Origin of the sequence: Stenotrophomonas sp. SAU14A_NAIMI4_5, assembly GCF_003086795.1 — a bacterium.
Classification (GTDB): domain Bacteria; phylum Pseudomonadota; class Gammaproteobacteria; order Xanthomonadales; family Xanthomonadaceae; genus Stenotrophomonas.
This window is the reverse complement of the sequence record NZ_CP026003.1, coordinates 2788784-2809933: the sequence shown is the minus strand read 5'-3', so window position 1 is coordinate 2809933 and position 21150 is coordinate 2788784. Positions and strand designations below refer to the sequence as shown.

Below are 21150 nucleotides of genomic sequence, written 5' to 3'. Positions count from 1 at the left end.
ATGAGCGATACCCTCCGCGACCAGCTGATGGGCCTGGGCTTCAAGCCGGCACCCAAGCCCGAGCGCAAGAATGATGGCCCCCGCCGTGATGGCCGCCCGCAGGGCAAGGGTGGCAATGGCAATGGAAAGCCGCAGGGCGCTGGCAAGGGCGAGCACAAGCCTGGCGAGCGTCGTGGCCACGGTAATGGCGGCGCCGGCAAGCCCGGCAAGCCCGGCCAGTCGCGTGGCCCGGGCCAGCAGGGCCCGCGCAAGCCGCGCAGCGCCGAAGAGATGGACCTGGCCAAGGCCTACGCCATCCGCGCGCAGAAGGAAAAGGAAGAGCGCATCGAGACCGAGCGCCTGAAGCAGGAAGAAGCGCGCCAGCGCCGCGAGGCCAAGGCCAAGCTGGAAGAACTGCTGAAGGACAAGGGTCTCAATGACGAGGCGGCCGACATCGCCCGCCACTTCCCGTATGGCGGCAAGATCAAGCGCATCTATGTGACCGCCGCGCAGCTGACCGCACTCAATGCGGGTGAGCTGGGCGTGGTCCAGCTCAACGGCCGTTACCTGCTGGTGACCGCCGAGCTGCTGGCGCAGTCCGAAGCGGTGTTCGCCGCATCGGTAGCGCTGAAGGTCGATCCGAACGCGCCGGCCGAGGAAGATCCGTACGCGGACCCGCAGTTCCAGGTGCCGGACGACCTGGTCTGGTAATGGATTGAGTTGCCTGCCACGCCCGCCGACGTGGCAGTTGGGGGAAGGGCAGGATGACGGCTGAGGCAGGGCGCGGTTACGTACCGCACATCGATGGACTGCGCGCGATCGCCGTATTGGCGGTGATCGTGTTCCACCTGGACCCGGCCTGGCTGCCGGGCGGGTTCACCGGCGTGGACGTGTTTTTCGTCATTTCCGGTTTCGTGGTCAGTGCGTCGGTGCATCGCCTGCCGCCACTGTCGCTGGGTGCTTCGATGCTGCGCTTCTATGCGCGGCGCATCCGCCGTATCGCCCCGGCCCTGGTCACCTGCCTGCTGGTCACTGCGATGGCCAGCGTGATGTTCATTCCCGAATCGTGGTTGAGCGAGGCCAGTGACAAGACGGGCCTGATGGCCTTCTTCGGCCTCAGCAACTGGGTGCTGGCCGCGGTCGGCAACGACTATTTCGCGCCCAAGGCCGAGTTCAATCCCTATACCCACACCTGGTCATTGGGCGTGGAAGAGCAGTTCTACCTGCTGTTCCCGCTGTTGTTCCTGGCCTGGGCACGGGGCGCACGTGGGCGCTGGCTGAGCCTGGGCCTGTTCCTGCTGGTCAGCGCGGCATCGCTGCTGCATGCGGCGGTGCTGGGCCTGCGCGACGTGCCGCCTTCCTGGGCCTTCTACGCCACAACCACGAGGCTGTGGCAGCTGGGCGTGGGCGTGCTGCTGTTCCAGCTGCTGCATGTGCGCGCATCGCTCGACCCGCTGACGCAGCGCTCGCTGGCCCGTGGTGCGTGGGTGTTCTCGCTGCTGGCCGCGCTGTCGCTGGCCCTGCTGGGCTGGGCGCTGTGGACCGCGCGCGCTGGACACTCACCGTGGCCCGATGGCCTGCTGCCGGCATTCGCCACGGCGGGGCTGCTGTGGTCGCTGCACCACCATCCGCAGGCCTGGATCGGCCGCGTGCTGGCCAGCGCGCCCATGCGTCGCATCGGCCTGCTGTCCTACTCGCTCTACCTCTGGCATTGGCCGGTGTTCGTGCTGATGCGCTGGACCGTGGGCCTGGAAACACCGCTGCAGATGCTCTCGGCGACGTTGCTGGTGGCGCTGCTGTCCTGGTTGTCGTGGCGCTGGGTGGAACAGCCCTTCCGTGGCCCGTTGGCGCCGCGCGCGACGTCGCTGCGCTGGGTGGCCAGTGGCGCTGCCGCGCTCGTGCTGGCCGGCGCCCTGCAGATGCTGCTGTACTCGCAGGCATCGCTGCTGTCATTCAGCACCGTCAGCCGGAACGCAGCGGACTGGTACGCCAGCAGCAGGCGCGTGGCCGACGATTTCCCGGGGTGCGCGCTGGTGACCGGCAAGCATCGCTTCGAAGGTGGCAGTGCCCGCACCTATGCGCGCGGGCGCTGTGATCGCCCTGTCCCCGCGGCCGCACCCGCCCGTGTGTTCGTGGCCGGCGATTCGCATGCCATGGCCTACATCGAGCTGCTGCAGCGGCTGGCGCTGGATACCGGTGCGCATGTGTCGCTGTATGGCCGTGGGGGCTGCCCGCAGGTCAGCCTGCAGAAGTGGCGCGGAGCGGGCGCAGGCTGCGAAGCCTTCGACGCGGCCGTGTTCGCCGACATCAGCCAGCGGGCGCAGCCCGGCGACGTGGTGGTGCTGGTGTCACTGCGCGTTCCGCGCCTGTCCGACCAGTTCGTGCTGTTCGATGCCGCGGCGCAGCTCGCGGGCGAACGCACGCCGGAGGCGGCCGCAGGCCGTGACGCTGAGGTGGCCGAGGCGATCGCCCAGTGGAAGCCATTGGCCGAGCGCGGCGTCCGTGTCGTGATGGAGGCGCCCAAGCCCGTGCTGCCAGCACCGCCATACCGGTGTTCGGATGCGTTCAACGCCGACAATGAAGTCTGCCGCAATGGACTGGTCAGCACACGCGCGGACATGGAGGCGCTGCGTGCGCCCATGCTCGGCAGCCTGCAGCAGGTGGTCGATGGCCTGCCGGGTGCGGTGATGTGGGACCCGCTGCCGGTGCTGTGTGACGACACCCTGTGCCCGGCACAGCGCGATGGCCGGCCGCTGTACTTCGATGGCGACCACGTCAGTGGTTATGGCAACCGCGTGCTGCTGCCGTCACTGCAGAAGGTCCTGCGCCAGCCCTGAAGCGGCGCATGGCGTTCACTCCGCGCGGGCGACGCGGCGCCGCGCGCGGATCAGCGGCAGGCTCAGCGCGAAGAAGCACAGCAGGGCGCCGACCAGGGCGAAGCCACTGCCGGCTAGGAACGCGGTGCGGCCGTTGTCGATGGTCCACAGCTGGCCAGCGATGAGTGCGCCCAGCACGCCACCCACACCGGACGAAAAGCCATACAGCAGGCCCTGGCCATGGCCGTTGAGGCGGCCGGGGAAATAGGTCGCCAGCATCTGCATCGCCGCGGCGAAGAACGCGGCAAAGCCCAGCGCATGCGCGGTCTGCGCCACCAGCATCACCGGCAGGTTTTCCGGGAACAGCGCGGTGACCGCCCAGCGCAGACAGGAACTGACCAGTGCGATCAGCAGCATCCAGCTGGCGTCGTAGCGGCGGAAGAAGCGGCCGATGGTGAAGAACACGCCGACCTCGAACACCACGCCGATGGTCCACAGCAGGCCGAGGGTGGAAGTACGGTAGCCGTGGTGGTCCATGTAGACCGAGAAGAACGTGTAGTACGGCCCGAACGACAGCTGTTCCATGAAGGCGGCGAGGAAGAACGCCAGCACCGGCGGGCGGCGCACGATCTGCCAGAAGCCGCTGGCATCACCCTCGGCCTTGCCGATGCCGCGCGCGTACTGGTTGCTGAAGGCCGAGACCACCAGCAGGGCGAATAGCGGCAGCATCATCCACGGCAGCAGCCCGGCGCGGTTGCCGCTGCCATCGCCTTCGATCAGCCAGCCGAACAGGGTGACGATGGCGATGAAGCCCAGCGAGCCCCAGACCCGGATCAGCCCGTAGCGATGACTGTCACTGCCCAGGTGGGTGAGGGTGATCGACTCGAACTGCGGCATCACCGCGTTGTAGAAGAAGCAGAACACCACCATCGCCGGGTACATCCATGGCTGCGGCAGCGGCAGCAGGAACACGGCGAAGCTGAGCAGCGTCAGCACGCAGCCCACCCGCAGCAGGCGGATCGGGCGCGGCGAGGCGGCGGCCAGCGTGGTCCAGGTGCTGGGCGCGACCACGCGGGTGGCGTACCACAGGCCCATCATCACGCTGATGGCGGTGACGCTCATCCCGCGCGCGGTGAGGAACAGGCTCCAGTACGGCGTGAAGGCGCCCAGCGCCGCGTAATAGAACAGGTAGAAGCTGGACAGGCGGGCAGCAGGAACGGTCATCGCGGGAATCATGCACGGTAGCGCCGGGCCATGCCCGGCGGACGGGAGATGACGCCGGGCATGGCCCGGCGCTACCGCCTCATTCGGGGTCGTAGTCGAGGTTGGAGGCCAGCCAGCGCTCGGCCTGGGCGCGGTCGACGCCCTTTCGGCGCGCGTAGTCACTCACCTGTTCGCGGCTGAGGCGGCCGACCACGAAGTACTGGCTCTGCGGGTGGCTGAAGTAGTAGCCCGATACGGCGGCGGTGGGCAGCATCGCGAAGCTCTCGGTCAGCTCCATGCCGGCGTTCGCTTCGGCCTGCAGCAGGTCGAACAGGCGGCGCTTCTCGCTGTGCTCGGGGCAGGCCGGGTAGCCCGGTGCCGGGCGGATGCCGCGGTACTGCTCGTCGATCAGTGCCTCGTTGTCCAGCGTCTCGGCGTGGTCGTAGCCCCAGAACTCCGTGCGTACGCGCTGGTGAAGGCGCTCGGCCAGCGCTTCGGCGAAGCGGTCGGCCAGGGCCTTCAGCAGGATCGCGTTGTAGTCGTCATGGTCGGCCTCGAAGCGCGCGACGTGGGCGTCGATGCCGATGCCGGCGGTCACCGCGAAGGCGCCGATCCAGTCCTGCTGGCCACTGTCGGCCGGGGCGATGAAGTCGGCCAGGCAGAAGTCGGGGCGCTCGGCCGGCTTGTCCACCTGCTGGCGCAGGAAGTGCAGGGTCGTCTCGCCCTCCGGGTGCTGCACGCGCACGTCGTCGCCGACGCTGTTGGCCGGCCACAGGCCGAACACGGCCTTGGCCTGCAGCCACTTCTCGCCGACGATGCGGTCGAGCATCGCGCGGGCGTCGCGGTACAGCTCGCTGGCCTGGGTGCCGACGATCTCATCGGTGAGGATGGCCGGGTACTTGCCGGCCAGTTCCCAGGCCTGGAAGAACGGCGTCCAGTCGATGTAATCAACCAGCTCGGCCAGCGGGTAATCATCGAATACGTGCAGGCCCGGCTGCTTCGGTGCGGGCGGGGTGTAGTTCGCCCAGTCGCCCTGGAACTTCTGCCCGCGTGCGTGTTCCAGCGAGACCAGGCGCTTGGCATCGCCACGGTTGCGATGACGCGCGCGGATCTCGGCGTAGTCGGCTTCGTTGGCGGCGACGAAGGCCTCGCGCAGGTCGCGCGAGATCAACGACTGGGCTACGCCGACCGCGCGCGAGGCGTCCTTCACCCACACCGTGGGCGCCTTGTAATGCGGGTCGATCTTCAGCGCGGTGTGTGCGCGCGAGGTGGTCGCACCGCCGATCAGCAGCGGCAGGTCGAAACCCTGGCGCTCCATCTCGCGGGCGACGTGGCTCATCTCTTCCAGCGAGGGCGTGATCAGGCCGGACAGGCCGATCAGGTCCGCGTGGTGTTCGCGCGCCGCATCGAGGATCTTCTGCGCCGGCACCATCACGCCAAGGTCGACGACCTCGAAGTTGTTGCAGGCCAGGACCACGCCGACGATGTTCTTGCCGATGTCGTGCACATCGCCCTTCACCGTGGCCATGATGATCTTGCCGTTGCTGCGCGCGGTGTCGCCGCTGCGCGCCTTCTCGGCTTCGATGTAGGGCAGCAGGTAGGCCACCGCCTTCTTCATCACGCGCGCGGATTTCACCACCTGCGGCAGGAACATCTTGCCGGCGCCGAACAGGTCGCCGACCACGTTCATGCCGTCCATCAACGGGCCTTCGATCACATCCAGCGGGCGGCTGGAGGCCTGACGGGCCAGCTCGGTGTCCTCTTCCACGAAGGCATCCAGGCCGTGCACCAGCGCATGCGCCAGGCGCTGCGCAACCGGCTTTTCGCGCCAGGCCAGGTCTTCGGTCTTCGCTGCGCCCTTCTTGCCCTTGTAGCGCTCTGCGATCTCCAGCAGGCGCTCGGTCGAATCGCTGCGGCGATTGAGGATCACATCCTCCACGCGCTCGCGCAGTTCCGGTTCCAGCTCGTCGTAGATCGGCATCGCGCCGGCGTTGACGATGCCCATGTCCATGCCGGCGGCGATGGCGTGGTACAGGAACACCGAATGGATGGCCTGGCGCACCGTCTCATTGCCGCGGAACGAGAACGACACGTTGGAGACGCCGCCGGACACGTGGCAGTGCGGCAGGGTCTGCTTGATGATGCGGGTCGCTTCGATGAAGTCGACCGCATAATTGTCGTGCTCTTCGATGCCCGTGGCGACGGCGAAGATGTTCGGGTCGAAGATGATGTCCTGCGGCGGGAAGCCGATTTCATCGACGAGGATGCGGTAGGCGCGCGTGCAGATCTCGACCTTGCGCGCGCAGGTATCGGCCTGGCCGGCCTCGTCGAAGGCCATCACCACCGCGGCCGCGCCATAGCGCAGCACCTTGCGCGCGTGCTCGCGGAACAGCGCCTCGCCTTCCTTCAGCGAGATCGAGTTGACCACGCTCTTGCCCTGCAGGCATTTCAGGCCCGCCTCGATCACGCTCCACCTGGAGGAATCGACCATCACCGGGATGCGCGCGATGTCCGGCTCGGACATGATCAGGTTGAGGTAGCGGGTCATCGCCGCTTCCGAATCGATCAGGCCTTCGTCCATGTTGACGTCGAGGATCTGCGCACCGCTGGCCACCTGCTGGCGCGCGACGTCCACCGCTTCCTCGTAGCGGCCTTCCTTGATGAGCTTGCGGAACTGCGCGCTGCCGGTGACGTTGGTGCGCTCGCCGACGTTGACGAACAGCAGGTCCGGGGTGATGACCAGTGGTTCCAGGCCGGACAGGCGGGTGTAGGGCGAAGTGCTCATGCGGCCTGCTGCTCCTGTGCGCCGGGCAGGGCGCGCGGTGGCAGGCCGGCCACGGCCTCGGCGATGGCGCGGATATGGTCAGGGGTGGAGCCGCAGCAGCCACCGACCAGGTTCAGCAGGCCGTCCTCGGCGAAGCCACGCAGGGTGGCGGCCATTTCCTCGGGCGTCTCGTCGTACTCGCCGAAGGCATTGGGCAGGCCGGCATTGGGGTGCGCGCTGACATGGCAGTCGGCCACCTGGGACAGGGTTTCCACGTGCGGGCGCATGGCATCGGCACCCAGCGCGCAGTTCAGGCCGATCGACAGCGGGCGCGCATGGGCCAGCGAGGCATGGAAGGCATCGGCGGTCTGCCCCGACAGGGTGCGGCCGGACGCATCGGTGATGGTGCCGGAGATCATCACCGGCAGGCGTGCACCGCGCGCATCGAAGGCCTCTTCCAGCGCATACAGCGCGGCCTTGGCGTTGAGCGTGTCGAAGATGGTCTCGACCATCAGGGTATCGGCGCCGCCGTCGATCAGGCCTTCGATGGCTTCGCGGTAGGTGTCGCGCAGCTCGTCGAAACTGGTGTTGCGGAAGCCGGGATCGTTCACGTCGGGGCTGATCGAGGCGGTGCGGCTGGTCGGCCCGATCACCCCGATGACGAAGCGCGGCTTGTCCGGCGTGGTGGCTTCAACGGCATCGCAGCAGGCGCGGGCGACGGCGGCGCCGGCCTTGTTCAGCTCGTACACCAGGTGTTCGAGGTGGTAGTCGGCCTGGCTGACCGAGGTCGCGTTGAACGTGTTGGTTTCCACCAGGTCCGCGCCGGCCTGCAGGTAGGCGGTGTGGATGTCACCGATGACCTGCGGCCGGGTGAGCAGCAGCAGGTCGTTGTTGCCCTTCAGGTCGTGGCCTTCCGGCGCGCCGTGGTCGCAACCGGGGCCATGGTCGTGGTCGTAGCCGCCGGCGAAACGCTGGCCGCGGTAATCGTCTTCCTGCAGGTTGTGGCGCTGGATCATCGTGCCCATCGCACCGTCGATGATCAGGATGCGCTCGCGCAGTGCGGCAAGCAGGGCATGGGCACGTTCGGGATGCAGCCAGGGCAGGGCGGACACGGCGACCTCAGGGCTTGTTGGCGATCAGCGAGATGACTTCAAAATGCGGCGGGCGTTTTTCGCGGGTCACGGTTTCCAGGCTGGAGACCTGCAGGCCGGCCTTGTCGACGAACCTGCGCAGCTCCTTGTCGCTGAAGCCGAGGTTGACGTGGCCATAGGCTTCCACCGCGGCCTTGTGCTCGTGGCGGGCCAGGCTGCACAGCAGCAGGCGGCCGCCCGGGCGCAGCACGCGCGCGGACTCGGCCACGGCCTGCGCCGGCTTGCTGGCGTAGGTCAGGGCGTGCATCAGCACCACCAGGTCGAAGCTGCCGTCCTTGAAGGGCAGGGCGTGCATGTCGCCCTCGCGCACCTCCACGTTGGGCAGGCGGCGCAGGCGCTCGCTGGCGGCGGCCACCACGCGCGCGCTGGTGTCGATGCAGACGTAGCGGCTGGCGTGCGGGGCCACCAGTTCGGCCAGCACGCCGTCACCGGAGGCGATGTCGAGCACGTCGCCGGTTTCCAGCAGCGGCAGCGCGGTGCGGGCCAGGGCTTCCCAGGTGCGGCCCGGCGAGTAGTGGCGCTCCATGTCGCCGGCCACGCTGTCGGCCCAGTTCTGGTCGGCGGCGCGGCTGGCCATCACCGCAGCGACGCGTTCAGCATCCTGGCGCAGCAGTGGATCGTCGCTTCCGTTGCTCAAGGCATGCCACAATGCGCGTTGCGCCGGGTCCAGCTGCGCATCGTCGAAGCGGTAATAGGCCGACACGCCGGCACGGCGGTCGCGGACCAGGCCGGCTTCCTTCAGGCGCGCCAGGTGGGTCGACACCCGCGGCTGCGCCAGCCGGGTGATCGCCGACAACTCGGCCACGGTCAGCTCTTCCTGTTCCAGCAGCGCCAGCAGGCGCACGCGGGTGGCGTCGGCGAACACCTTCAGGCGGGTCGACCAGTCTTCCAGATCCATGAATATCTACCTATCGCGATATAGAGATATATTCGCCGACGGCAGCGGTCCCGGTCAAGCCGCAACACCCTCCAAGTCAGCCGCCGTTGCCCGGCCCCGGTACAATCGAGCCACCTGGGCGCGCAGTGCGTGGCCCCTATCATCATGTACCTGGGAGGGTGTTGTGGATTTCAGCTTTACTGAAGAGCAGTTGATGCTGCAGGACGTGGCGCGGCGCATCGCGCAGGAGAAGATCGCCCCGAGCGCGGAGCACCATGACCGCACCGGCGAATTTCCGCTTGAAAACATCCGCCTGCTGGGCGAAAACGGCCTGATGGGCATCGAAGTGCCGACCGAATACGGTGGCGCGGGCATGGACCCGGTGGCCTACGTGCTGGCGATGGTGGAAGTCGCCGCCGGTGATGCGGCGCACTCGACCATCATGTCGGTCAACAATTCGCTGTTCTGCAACGGCATCCTGACCCATGGCAGCGAGGCGCAGAAGCAGAAGTACGTGCGCGCCATTGCCGAAGGCCAGGCCATCGGTGCGTTCGCGCTGACCGAGCCGCAGTCCGGTTCGGATGCCACCGCCATGCGCTGCCGCGCGGTCAAGCAGGCCGACGGCACCTATGTCATCAACGGCAAGAAGAGCTGGATCACCTCCGGCCCGGTGGCCAAGTACATCGTGCTGTTCGCGATGAGCGAGCCTGACAAGGGCGCGCGCGGCATCACCGCCTTCCTGATCGACACCGACAACGCCGGCTTCGGCCGCGGCAAGACCGAGCCGAAGCTGGGCATCCGTGCCTCGGCCACCTGCGAGATCGAGTTCAACGACTACGTGGCCCAGGCCGACGACGTGCTCGGCCAGGAAGGCGAGGGCTTCAAGATCGCCATGGGCGTGCTCGACGCCGGTCGCATCGGCATTGCGTCGCAGGCCATCGGCATCGCCCGTGCCGCCTATGAAGCGACCCTGGAATACGTGAAGGACCGCAAGGCCTTCGGTGCCGCCATCGGTACCTTCCAGATGACCCAGGCGAAGATCGCCGACATGAAGTGCAAGCTGGACGCCGCCCTGCTGCTGACCCTGCGCGCGGCGTGGGTGAAGGGTGAAGGCAAGCGCTTCAGCAACGAAGCGGCCATCGCCAAGCTGACTGCTTCGGAAGCCGCGATGTGGATCACCCACCAGGCCGTGCAGATCCACGGCGGCATGGGCTATTCCAAGGAAATGCCGCTGGAGCGCTACTTCCGTGATGCCAAGATCACCGAGATCTACGAAGGTACCTCGGAAATCCAGCGCCTGGTGATTGCCCGCAACGAGACGGGCCTGCGCTGAGTTCGAGTGGACGCGCCGCCGCAATGGCGGCGCGTCCGATGGATGTGGATGTGTGCCGAGCCCATGCTCCGGTACGGTAGATCCACGCCATGCGTGGATGCGCCGTGCCTTTGGCCTTCTGTAGAGCCGAGCCCATGCTCGGCTCCGGTAAGAGCAGCCGAGCATGGGCTCGGCTCTACAAAAACGATCGCGCGCCGTTGCCCCCGCTACAATGCAGCCCTTTTTTGCATGGAGCTGCACGATGATCTATCGCGGTTGGGGATTCATGACGCTGGTGACACCGATCGCGGTGATCCTGCTGCTGGCGTACTTCTTCCCGCACGAAGGCCCGAAGGGCAACATTCCGCTGCAGCAGGTGCTGCTGGGCGGTGGCATCGGTGCTGGCGTGAACGTGCTGCTGGGTCTTTGGCTGAACCGTGCGCCGCGGCAGAAGGGTGAGGCGGCACCGCATCATTTCTTCTTCGTGCCGATGCAGTGGGTGGCGCTGGTGATCGTGGCCGTGTGTGCGGTGATCGCGCTGCTGCGCTGAGGGGCGGTGCCTGCTGCTCTGGTAGATGCCAATCTTGGTTGGCGTGTACCGTAGCCCCGCGTTGCGGCAACAAAAAAGGCCCCGGATCGCTCCGGGGCCTTTTCATTTCAACCTGCCGCCGGATCAACGATCCGGACGGTGTGCGGCTTCCGCGTCGCGCTGGCGCTCCATGAACTCCTTGGAGGGTTCATCCAGCTTGTCGCCCAGCATGCGGCGCACGACCACGAAGAACACCGGGATCATCAGCAGGCCCAGCAGGGTGGCGAACAGCATGCCGCCGATCACGCCGGTACCGATGGCGTGGCGGGAGTTGGCGCCGGCGCCGGTGGAGATGGCCATCGGGATCACGCCCATGATGAACGCGAACGAGGTCATCAGGATCGGGCGGAAACGCAGGCGGGCCGCTTCGATGGTGGCATCGCGCAGGGTCTTGCCCGCCGCACGCTGCTCCACCGCGAACTCCACGATCAGGATCGCGTTCTTCGCGGCCAGGCCGATCACCGTGATCATGCCGATCTTGAAGAAGATGTCGTTGGGCAGGCCGCGGATCATCGACAGGCCGATGGCACCCAGCACGCCCAGCGGCACCACCAGCAGCACGGCCACCGGAATCGACCAGCTTTCATACAGTGCGGCCAGGCAGAGGAACACCACCACCACCGACAGCACCAGCAGCAGCGTCGCCGCGTTGCCCGCCAGGATTTCCTGGTAGGACATGCCCGACCAGTCATAGCCGTAACCGGCCGGCAGGTCGTTGGTGACGATGTCTTCCATCGCGGTCATCGCTTCACCCGAGCTCTTGCCCGGGGCCTGCGAGCCGACGATGTTGATGGCCGAGTAACCGTTGTAGCGGCTCAGCGACGGCGGGGCCGACACCCATTCCGACTTGACCACCGTGTTCAGCGGGATCATGGCGTTGGTGCCGTCGGCATTGGTGGTCAGGCTGGAGGGGCTGTAGAAGCTCTTCAGCGATTCCTGGCCGGTGCGGTACGGCGCGTCGGCCTGCATGGTCACGCGCTTGATGCGGCCCTGGTAGAAGAAGTCGTTGACGTACACCGGGGCCAGCATCAGCTGGATGGTGCTGTACACGTCCGACACCGACATGCCCATCGACTGCGCCTGCACGCGGTCGACATGCAGCGCCAGCTGCGGGGCGTTTTCCAGGCCGTTAGGACGCACGCCGACCAGCTTGTCGCTTTCCTGTGCGGCCTTGCCCAGCAGGATGTTGCGCGCCTGCGTCAGCTGTTCGTAGCCCTGGCCACCACGGTCCTGCAGCCACATGTCGAAGCCGCCGAACTGGCCCAGGCCCTGCACGGTCGGCAGGTTGACCACGAAGATCTGCGCTTCCTTGATGCCGTAGAACGCGCCGTTCATGTTCTGGATGAACTCGGGCACGGTGACCTTGCGGTCGGCCCACGGCTTGAGGCGGATGAAGCCCATGCCGACGTTCTCGCCCGAACCGACGAAGCTGAAGCCAGCGATCTGCATCAGGCCTTCGTAGCCTTCCTGGTCCTTCAGGATGCCGCGCATCTGCGAGAAGACTTCGTTGGTCTGGCCCTTGGTCGAACCCGGCGGCAGCTGCACGATGGCCAGTGCGTAGCCCTGGTCTTCTTCAGGCAGGAAGCTGCCCGGCATGCGGGTGAACAGGAAGCCGCACAGCGCGGTCAGCACCACCGCCAGGATCATCCAGCGCGGCGCATGCTTCACCGCCGAGGTGATGTGGCCGACGTAGGTCCCGCTGATCTTGTCGTAGTACTTGTTGAAGGTACGGTAGACGATGTTCGGGTTGTCGTTGTGGGTCGGCTTCAGGAACGTCGCGCACAGGGCCGGGGTGAAGCCCAGCGCCAGGAACGCGGAGAACGCCATCGAGATGGCGATGGTCAGCGCGAACTGCTTGTAGATCTCACCGGCCGCACCGCCCTGCAGGGCCGAGGGGATGAACACTGCTGCCAGCACGACGGTGATCGCCACCACCGCGCCGGTGATCTGGGTCATCGCCTTCTGCGTGGCCGGCTTCGGCGCCAGGCCTTCCTCGGTCATGATGCGTTCGACGTTCTCGATCACCACGATCGCGTCATCGACCACGATGCCGATCGCCAGCACCATCGCGAACAGGGTCAGCTGGTTGATGGTGAAGCCGATCAGCCACATGCCCAGGAAGGTACCGAGCAGGGCCACCGGGATGACCAGGGTGGGGATGATCGTCGCGCGGAAGTTCTGCAGGAAGATCAGCATCACCAGGAACACCAGCAACACCGCTTCGAACAGCGTCTTGACCACTTCCTCGATGGAGATCTTGACGAAGGTGGTGCTGTCGTACGGCGAGAACCAGCTGACGCCGGCCGGGAAGCTCGGCTGCAGCTCGTCCATCTTGGCGCGCACGGCATCGGCCACGTTCAGGGCGTTGGCACCCGGCAGCAGCTGGATGGCGAAGGCGCCGGCGGCCTGGCCGTTGTACTGGGTATCGAAGCCGTAGTTGTTGGCACCGAAGGCGACGCGGGCGATGTCCTTGAGCAGCACGCGCGAGCCGTTGGCATTGGCCCGCAGGATGATGTTCTCGAACTCTTCAGGCGAGCTGAAGCGGCCTTCGGCCGAGACGGTGGCGGTGAAATGACCGTCCGGCGAGGGATCCGAACCCAGCGAACCGGCGGCGAACTGCACGTTCTGCGCGCGCACCGCAGCCAGCACTTCGCTGGCCGACAGGCCGTAGCCCTGCATCTTTTCCGGGTTCAGCCAGATGTTCATGGCGTACTCGGAACCGAACTGCTGGGTGCTGCCGACGCCGGGGATACGCGAGACCTGGTCGAGCACGCGCGAACCGACGATGTCGTTCAGGGCGTCACGGCTGATGGTGCCGGTATCCGAACGCAGGCCGACCACCATCAGGAAGCCGGCGTTGGCCTTGGCCACCACCACGCCCTGCTGGGTCACTTCCGAAGGCAGGCGCGGCGTGGCCAGCGACACCTTGTTCTGCACCTGCACCTGGGCGATGTCCGGATCGGTACCGGTCTCGAAGGTCAGGGTGATCTGCGCACGGCCGTTGGAGGACGAGGACGAGCTGAAGTACAGCAGGTGATCGATACCGGTCAGCTGCTGCTCGATCACCTGGGTGACCGATTTTTCAGTGGTGTCCGCGCTCGCGCCCGGGTAGGTGGCCTGGACGGTCACCTGCGGCGGGGCGATGTTGGGATAGGACTCGACGCCGAGGTTGAGGATCGCGATCACGCCGCTGAGCGAGATCAGGATCGCAACCACCCAGGCGAAGACTGGATGTTCGATGAAAAATTTAGGCATGACGGAAGGTTCCCGTTACTGCTTGTTCGATTCGGTGGCGGCCGGCTCGGCCTTGTCGGCCGCCTCGGGCTTGGCCGGCGCCTTGTCGGCGCCGCCTGCAGCTGCCGCTGCCGGGGCTGCACCGCCGGCGGCGGGCTGGCCGTTGGCATCCTGGCCCGGGGTCCAGGGCTTGGCCGTGGCCGGCGCCCCTTCCTTGACCTTCTGCACGCCTGCGACCACGACCTTGTCGCCGGCGGCCAGGCCGTCGCTGACCATCCAGTTGCCACCTTGTGCGCCTTCGGTCTTCACGTTCTTGCGCACGACCTTGCCGTCGGCGCCGACCACCATCACGAAGCCGCCGGCGCTGTCACGCTGCAGGGCCTGCTGCGGGATCAGGAAGGCGTTGTTGCGCTCGCCCAGGTTGGCCTGGAAGCTGACGAAGGCACCCGGCAGCAGGATCTTCTGCGGGTTCGGCAGCACCGCGCGCAGCGAGACCGCACCGGTGGTCGGGTCGACCGTGGTCGAGGAGAAGTCCAGCGTGCCGGCTTCACCATAGGCGGTGCCGTCGGACAGCTTGACGTTGACGGTGGCCTTGCCGTCGCCGGACAGGGCCAGGGCGCCACGGGCCTGCTGCGCACGCAGCTGGCTCAGTTCGTCCACGCTCAGCGAGAAGTTCACGTACAGCGGGTCCAGCTGGTCGACGGTGGTCAGCAGGGTCACGTCACCCTGGCCGACCAGGGCACCTTCGGTGACCTGCTGCTTGTTGGCCACGCCGCTGATCGGCGAGGTCACTTCGGCATAGCCCAGGCTGATGCGCGAGGAGGTGACCGAGGCTTCGGCCTGCTTCACCGCGGCCAGCGCGGTGCGCTCGGCGGCTTCGGCGCTGTCCAGGTCGGACTTGGACACGTACTGCTGCGGCGCCAGCGAGCGGGCGCGGTCGGCGGCGACCTTGGCGTTGGCATAGGTCGCGCGGGCCGAGGCCAGCTGTGCTTCGGACGCGTTGAGGCTGGCGCGCAGCGGCGCCGGATCGATCAGGAACAGGGTCTGGCCCTGCTTGACCTCGCTGCCTTCCTGGTAGACGCGCTTGAGCAGCACGCCCGGCACGCGCGCGCGCACGTCGGCGCTGCGGAACGGCGACAGGCGGCCGACCAGTTCACGCTGCAGCGGCAGGGTCTGCGGCTTGGCGTCGATCACGCCCACCTCCGGCGGCGGGGGCGTCTGCTGTTCCGGCTTCTTGCAGGCGGCCAGCGCGACAGCAACGGCGCACGTCAAGGCAAGGGTGCGGAGTGGGGCGGTCATCAGGAGGAACTCCGGGGTTGGTTTGTAGTGGGGGCCGGCGACGGCGTTGGCGCGAACGCGCGCAGGAAGCTGTCGACCGAGAATTCTGCCCAGCGCCGACGCAGCTGCGCGTCATCGCGATGGGGGGTATGGAAACGCTGTTTGTCGAAATCCTGACCGGCGATCATGCTCAGCAGCAGTTCGGCCATGAAGTGCGGGTCGTCATGCCGGAGCTGGCCACGCATGCAAACGGTTTCAATCCATTCAGCAAGATGAAGCGTCAAAGCGCCGGCACCATGCCGGTACAGCGTACGCGCCTCGTCGGGGAACTGCGCGGCATCGGCGGCGATCACCCGGCAGGCCTGTCCCACGTGCGGCTGGTTGAAATGCTCCAGGAAGTCGATGGCGAACTGCAGAAGGCTGGCACGCAGGTCGTCAGTGCGGAGTGCACGAACCATGGCCCCGGTGGCGTGGCCGACGTGGCGCTGCATCACCCGCCGCAGCAGATCCTGCTTGCTGCCGTAGCGCGAATACAGCGTCTGCTTGGAGCAGCCGGCGTGCTGGGCCACCGCATCCATGCTGATCTGCATGCCCTGGTGGGCCAGCAGTTCGCGCACGGCATCGAACACGCGCTGATCGCGCGCATCCAGGGCAGCGGGGAGGTAGGCCGGGTTCACGCGGTGGACTATACCGTCCAGTTCAGGATTGTGGAATCGTGCCAATAGTCCTGTCCGTCCCGATACCGGGCGCCGTGCGCGCTTATTCCGGTAACACGGTTTGCCGATCCTGTCGGTAACGCGATGCTGGTGGTGGACGCCATACCCGTGCGAACTGAATAGGCGTCTAAACCGCAGCAAACCCGGCATTTCATTATTCCGTCCTGCAGCAAGGCCTTTTCCTGCAACAGGGCTACAATTTCATTTTCCCAACTGAGCAAGCGCCTCGCTCTGCCATGAAACCGCAAAAAACCGCAGCCAAGACCGTGAAAAACAAAACCAAGCCAGCTGAGTCGGAGGTCGCAGTGACCGCTGGTTTCTCCCTGGAGCCGGTGTATACGGCCTTGCGCAAGCGTTACCCCGCGGCCGCGCAGGCCGAGGCAGTGGCATTCGCATCCGCGTTCTACAAGCGCATGGAGTCGGACGAGTTCCCGCACCACACCGCTGAAGAGTGGGCGGCGCTGGCGGCAGATACCCTGGAGTTCGCCCGTGCACGCAAGGCCGGCAAGGCCAACGTGCGCGTGTTCAACCCCACCGCCAAGGCCAATGGCTGGGAATCGCCGCACACCGTGCTGCAGATCATCAACGACGACATGCCGTTCCTGGTCGACACCGTGACCATGTCGCTGGCCGAGCAGGGCGTGGGCGTGCACGTGCTGGGCCACCCGGTACTGCGCTTCACCCGCGACAAGGCCGGCAAGCTGGCCAAGGTCGGCGAGGGCGATGCCGAGTCGGTGATGCTGATGGAGATCGACCGCCAGCCGGCCGAAGCCATGGCCGCCATCGAGCAGGCCATCAACAAGGCGCTGGATGAAGTGCGCGCCATCGTGCGCGACTGGCAGCCGATGAAGGACAAGGCGCTGGCGCTGGCCGACGACCTGGGCAGCCGCACGCTGCCGGTCGACGATGCCTCGCGTGCCGAAGCACAGCAGTTCCTGCGCTGGGCCGCTGACAACCACTTCACCTTCTTCGGCTACCGCGAATACCGCGTCGAGAAGCAGGGCAAGGAAGACGTGCTGGCGCCGCTGAACGACACCGGCCTGGGCCTGATGCGCGGCAAGGACAAGTCCGCCGCCCGTCCGGTCAAGACGCTGGCCGCGCAGGGACTGAACACCACGTCCGGGCTGAAGGACGCGCTGATCCTGACCAAGACCAATGCCCGTTCGCGCGTGCACCGCGCCGGTTACATGGACTACATCGGCGTGCTGGAGTTCGACGCCAAGGGCAAGATCATCGGCGAGCAGCGCTTCCTCGGCCTGTTCACCTCCAGCGCCTACAACCGTCGCCCGTGGGAAATCCCGCTGGTGCGCCAGCGCCACGAATACGTGATGACCCAGTCCGGCCTGGCCCCGGCCAGCCACAGCGGCAAGGCCCTGCGCCACATCCTGGAAACCCTGCCGCGCGAAGAACTGTTCCAGTCCAGCGAGGACGAACTGTTCCGCACCGCCATGGGCGTGCTGGGCCTGCAGGAGCGCGTGCGCAGCCGCCTGTTCCTGCGCCGCGACAAGTACAGCCGTTTCATCTCCGCGCTGGTCTACCTGCCGCGCGAACGCTTCAACACCGACGTGCGCCTGCGCATCGAAGCGATGCTCAAGGAAGCGCTGCACGGTGAGTACGTCGACAGCTCGGTCGTGCTGGGCGAATCGCCGCTGGCCCAGGTGCACCTGATCGTGCGCCCGAAGCCGGGCGAAATGCTCGACGTCGATACCGCCGAACTGGAGCAGAAGCTGGCCCAGGTGCTGCGCAACTGGCAGGACGACCTGCGTGAAGCGCTGGTCACCCGCCATGGCGAGACCGAAGGCCTGCGCATCGCTGCCCGCATCGGCAAGGCGCTGCCGGCCGGCTACATCGAAGACAACAGCACCGCCGTTGCCGCCAACGATGTCAGCCAGCTCGACGCCCTGACCGGCCCGGACGACCTGCGCCTGAGCCTGCAGGCCGTGCCGCGCGAAAGCGGCGATGGCCTGCGCCTGAAGCTGTACCGCCAGCTGGATGACATCCCGCTGTCGGACGCGCTGCCGATGATGGAGAACATGGGCCTGCGCGTGATCGCCGAGCGTCCGTACCGCCTGTCGGTCGACAACGCCCCGGTGTACGTGCAGGACTTCGAGGTTGAATCGACCGCCGGCACCATCGACGCCGGCCGCGTCGATGAAGCCTTCGGCGAGACCTTCGCCCGCGTCTGGCACGGCGATGCCGAGAACGATGGCTTCAACCGCCTGGTGCTGGCCGCCGGCCTGCACTGGCGTCAGGTCGCCATGCTGCGTGGCTACTGCAAGTACCTGCTGCAGACCGGCGTACCGTTCTCGCAGGCCTACGTGGAAGGCACCTTCTCGCGCTACCCGCTGCTGGCCCGCCTGCTGGTGGAACTGTTCGAAGCCCGCTTCGACCCGGCGACCGGCCACGAGAGCAAGGACGACATCGCGGCCGGCCAGGCCCAGCTGAAGGCCCACTTCGATGTGCTGGCCGCCGGCGACGACGCCACCCTCAAGGTGCTGAAGACCGTGGTCGACGCCCGCAAGGGTGACCGCGATGCGCAGATGCAGGCCGCGCGCGAAGCGCTGCTGAAGCTGATGGACCGGGTGTCCAGTCTGGACGAGGACCGCATCCTGCGCTCGTTCATGGGCGTGATCGACGCGACCCTGCGTACCAGCTACTACCAGACCGACGCCAACGGCCAGCACGGCCACGTCATCAGCTTCAAGTTCGATTCGGCCCTGGTGCCGGACCTGCCCAAGCCGCGCCCCTACCGCGAAATCTTCGTCTACGGCCCGCGCGTGGAAGGTACCCACCTGCGCTTCGGCGCCGTGGCCCGTGGCGGCCTGCGCTGGTCGGACCGTCGCGAAGACTTCCGCACCGAGGTGCTGGGCCTGGTCAAGGCGCAGATGGTCAAGAACACCGTCATCGTGCCGGTCGGCGCGAAGGGCGGCTTCTTCGCCAAGACCCCGCCGGTGAACGGTGATCGTGATGCGGTGTTCGCCAACGGCGTGGCCTGCTACAAGCTGTTCATCCAGGGCCTGCTGGACATCACCGACAACATCGTCAACAACAAGATCGTGCCGCCGGTGGATGTCGTGCGCCACGACATGGACGATCCGTACCTGGTGGTGGCGGCCGACAAGGGCACCGCGACCTTCTCCGACATCGCCAACGGCCTGGCCATCGCGCACGGCTTCTGGATGGGCGATGCGTTCGCTTCCGGTGGCTCGGTCGGCTACGACCACAAGGGCATGGGCATCACCGCGCGTGGTGCGTGGGAATCGGTCAAGCGCCACTTCCGTGCGCTGGGCCGTGACAGCCAGAGCCAGGACTTCACCTCGGTCGGCGTGGGCGACATGTCCGGCGACGTGTTCGGCAACGGCATGCTGCTGTCGCGCCACATCCGCCTGGTCGCTGCGTTCGACCACCGCCACATCTTCCTGGACCCGAACCCGGATGCGGCCACCTCGTTCGTCGAGCGCGAGCGCATGTTCACCGTGCCGCGTTCGAGCTGGGCGGACTACGATGCCAAGCTGATCAGCAAGGGCGGCGGCATCTTCCCGCGCACCCTGAAGTCGATCGAGATCACCCCGCAGGTGCGTGAAGCGCTGGGCCTGGACGAGAACGTCAAGGCGATGTCGCCGAATGACCTGATGAGCGCGATCCTGAAGGCGCCGGTCGACCTGCTGTGGAACGGCGGCATCGGTACCTACGTCAAGGCTGCCAGCGAGCAGCACAGCGATGTCGGCGACCGCGCCAACAACGCCCTGCGCGTGAACGGTGGCGAGCTGCGCTGCAAGGTGGTGGGCGAGGGCGGCAACCTGGGCATGACCCAGCTGGGCCGCATCGAAGCCGCCCAGGCCGGCGTGCTGCTCAACACCGACTTCATCGACAACTCGGCCGGTGTCGACACCTCCGACCATGAAGTCAACATCAAGATCCTGCTCAACGATGTGGTACGCGCCAAGAAGCTGACCGTCGAGCAGCGCAACAAGCTGCTGGCGTCGATGACCGACGAGGTCGCCGACCTGGTGCTCAATGACAACTACCGCCAGAACCAGGCCCTGAGCCTGATGGAGCGGATGGCGGTCAAGCGCCTGGGTTCCAAGCAGCACTTCATCCGCACCCTGGAGCAGCAGGGCCTGCTTGATCGCCAGATCGAGTTCCTGCCGTCCGATGCCGAGCTGTCGCAGCGCAAGGCACGCGGCCAGGGCCTGACCCGTCCGGAACTGTCGGTGCTGCTGTCCTATTCCAAGCTGGTGGCGTTCGCCCAGCTGCTGGATTCGGACATCCCGGAAGATCCGTACCTGTCCAAGGAGCTGCAGCGTTACTTCCCGACCCCGCTGCAGAAGAAGTACGCCGACGCGATGGAGCGTCACCGCCTGAAGCGCGAAATCATCGCCACGGCCGTGACCAACCAGACCATCAACCGCATGGGCGCCACCTTCCTGATGCGCATGCAGGAAGACACCGGCCGCACCATCGCCGAGGTCGCCAAGGCGTACACCATCAGCCGCGAAACGCTGGATGCCCGCGCGCTGTGGGCGCAGATCGACGCCCTCGACGGCACCCTGCCGGAGTCGGTGCAGATCGACGCACTGGAAGTGATCTGGAAGCTGCAGCGTTCGTTCGTGCGCTGGCTGCTGTCGCGCCCGGGCCCGATGCCGGGCATCACCGAGGCGGTCAACCGCTACCAGGGTCCGTTCAACGACATCCGCGTTGCTTCGGGCGTGCTGCCGGATTCGCAGCGTCCGACCTACGAAGCCCTGGTGGCCGAGTGGAAGGAAAAGGGCCTGCCGTCCGCGCTGGCCCAGCAGCTGGCCGAACTGCACTTCCTGGAGCCGGCGTTCGACATCATCGAACTGGCCCGCACCCGCAAGCTGAAGCCGGTGGACGTGTCGAAGATCCACTTCCGCCTGGGCGATGCCCTGCAGCTGCCGTGGCTGTTCGAGCAGATCGACGCGCTGGAGGTCAACGGCCGCTGGCACGCGGTTGCCCGTGGCGTGCTGCGTGACGAACTGGCCGCGCACCACCGCAACCTGGCCGGCCAAGTGCTGGGCACCAAGGGCAGCAGCGCTGAAGCCAAGGTCGCCAGCTGGATCGGTCGTGACGACAGCAGCCTGCGCTTCACCCTGTCGATGCTGGCCGAACTGGCCGAGCAGAAGACCCTGGACTACCCGACCGTTTCGGTCGCGGTGCAGCGCCTGGGTCAGCTCGCGGCACATGGTGTGTAAGTGATGTAACGCCGGGCC

At 66.7% G+C, this 21150-nt stretch carries 12 protein-coding genes; 5 read left to right on the top strand and 7 right to left on the bottom strand.

What is annotated here, in order from left to right:
- Positions 1-690, top strand: coding sequence for a DUF2058 family protein (locus C1925_RS13135; protein WP_108769280.1), 690 nt, complete (start codon positions 1-3; stop codon positions 688-690).
- Between the two features lie 53 nt (positions 691-743).
- Entirely contained in the window at positions 744-2816 is a 2073-nt protein-coding gene (locus C1925_RS13130) for an acyltransferase family protein (RefSeq protein ID WP_108769279.1), read from the top strand.
- A gap of 15 nt (positions 2817-2831) precedes the next feature.
- On the opposite strand, the gene C1925_RS13125 is transcribed toward C1925_RS13130, so the two are convergent.
- The 4 genes from C1925_RS13125 to C1925_RS13110 form a co-directional block, all read right to left on the bottom strand.
- Entirely contained in the window at positions 2832-4019 is a 1188-nt protein-coding gene (locus tag C1925_RS13125; protein WP_108769278.1) for an MFS transporter, read from the bottom strand.
- A 79-nt stretch (positions 4020-4098) separates the two neighbouring features.
- Positions 4099-6783, bottom strand: coding sequence for a methionine synthase (metH, locus tag C1925_RS13120; RefSeq protein WP_108769277.1), 2685 nt, complete (start codon positions 6781-6783; stop codon positions 4099-4101).
- Complete coding sequence (locus tag C1925_RS13115) at positions 6780-7874, bottom strand: homocysteine S-methyltransferase family protein (protein ID WP_108769276.1); 1095 nt, start codon at positions 7872-7874, stop codon at positions 6780-6782. Before C1925_RS13115 ends, metH begins: the two co-directional genes overlap by 4 nt.
- A gap of 7 nt (positions 7875-7881) precedes the next feature.
- A complete protein-coding gene (locus C1925_RS13110) occupies positions 7882-8811 on the bottom strand; it encodes a metalloregulator ArsR/SmtB family transcription factor (RefSeq protein WP_108769275.1) in 930 nt (309 codons plus the stop codon).
- Between the two features lie 163 nt (positions 8812-8974).
- Between C1925_RS13110 and C1925_RS13105 the strand changes: the two genes are divergently transcribed.
- Together C1925_RS13105 and C1925_RS13100 are read left to right on the top strand one after the other, a co-directional pair.
- Positions 8975-10123: an acyl-CoA dehydrogenase family protein gene (locus tag C1925_RS13105; protein ID WP_108769274.1), complete on the top strand. Its 1149-nt coding sequence runs from the start codon at positions 8975-8977 to the stop codon at positions 10121-10123.
- Positions 10124-10364: 241 nt separating this feature from the next.
- A complete protein-coding gene (locus C1925_RS13100; protein ID WP_108769273.1) occupies positions 10365-10652 on the top strand; it encodes a hypothetical protein in 288 nt (95 codons plus the stop codon).
- Between the two features lie 123 nt (positions 10653-10775).
- On the opposite strand, the gene C1925_RS13095 is transcribed toward C1925_RS13100, so the two are convergent.
- The 3 genes from C1925_RS13095 to C1925_RS13085 are packed head-to-tail and all read right to left on the bottom strand — an operon-like array spanning position 10776 to position 15880.
- Positions 10776-13946 (bottom strand): multidrug efflux RND transporter permease subunit, encoded by a 3171-nt coding sequence (locus C1925_RS13095; RefSeq protein WP_108769272.1) that lies wholly within the window; start codon positions 13944-13946, stop codon positions 10776-10778.
- Positions 13947-13961: 15 nt separating this feature from the next.
- Positions 13962-15224 carry an efflux RND transporter periplasmic adaptor subunit gene (locus C1925_RS13090; RefSeq protein WP_108769271.1) on the bottom strand — a complete coding sequence of 421 codons (1263 nt, stop codon included), beginning with the start codon at positions 15222-15224 and terminating at the stop codon, positions 13962-13964.
- Positions 15224-15880, bottom strand: coding sequence for a TetR/AcrR family transcriptional regulator (locus tag C1925_RS13085; RefSeq protein WP_108769270.1), 657 nt, complete (start codon positions 15878-15880; stop codon positions 15224-15226). Before C1925_RS13085 ends, C1925_RS13090 begins: the two co-directional genes overlap by 1 nt.
- Positions 15881-16155: 275 nt before the next feature.
- Here C1925_RS13085 and C1925_RS13080 point away from each other — a divergent pair, with 275 nt between their 5' ends.
- The gene (locus tag C1925_RS13080) at positions 16156-21132 is read left to right on the top strand and encodes an NAD-glutamate dehydrogenase domain-containing protein (RefSeq protein WP_108769269.1); all 4977 of its coding nucleotides are present in this window, start codon (positions 16156-16158) and stop codon (positions 21130-21132) included.
- Positions 21133-21150 lie beyond the last annotated feature (18 nt).

What these genes read in the sequence shown, in the direction of transcription:
- C1925_RS13130 (WP_108769279.1), top strand. Translation starts at nt 744, where the DNA reads ATGACGGCTGAGGCAGGGCGCGGTTACGTACCGCACATCGATGGACTG.
- C1925_RS13110 (WP_108769275.1), bottom strand. Translation starts at nt 8,811, where the DNA reads ATGGATCTGGAAGACTGGTCGACCCGCCTGAAGGTGTTCGCCGACGCC.
- C1925_RS13125 (WP_108769278.1), bottom strand. Translation starts at nt 4,019, where the DNA reads ATGACCGTTCCTGCTGCCCGCCTGTCCAGCTTCTACCTGTTCTATTAC.
- C1925_RS13080 (WP_108769269.1), top strand. Translation starts at nt 16,156, where the DNA reads ATGAAACCGCAAAAAACCGCAGCCAAGACCGTGAAAAACAAAACCAAG.
- C1925_RS13095 (WP_108769272.1), bottom strand. Translation starts at nt 13,946, where the DNA reads ATGCCTAAATTTTTCATCGAACATCCAGTCTTCGCCTGGGTGGTTGCG.
- C1925_RS13135 (WP_108769280.1), top strand. Translation starts at nt 1, where the DNA reads ATGAGCGATACCCTCCGCGACCAGCTGATGGGCCTGGGCTTCAAGCCG.
- C1925_RS13100 (WP_108769273.1), top strand. Translation starts at nt 10,365, where the DNA reads ATGATCTATCGCGGTTGGGGATTCATGACGCTGGTGACACCGATCGCG.
- C1925_RS13090 (WP_108769271.1), bottom strand. Translation starts at nt 15,224, where the DNA reads ATGACCGCCCCACTCCGCACCCTTGCCTTGACGTGCGCCGTTGCTGTC.
- metH (WP_108769277.1), bottom strand. Translation starts at nt 6,783, where the DNA reads ATGAGCACTTCGCCCTACACCCGCCTGTCCGGCCTGGAACCACTGGTC.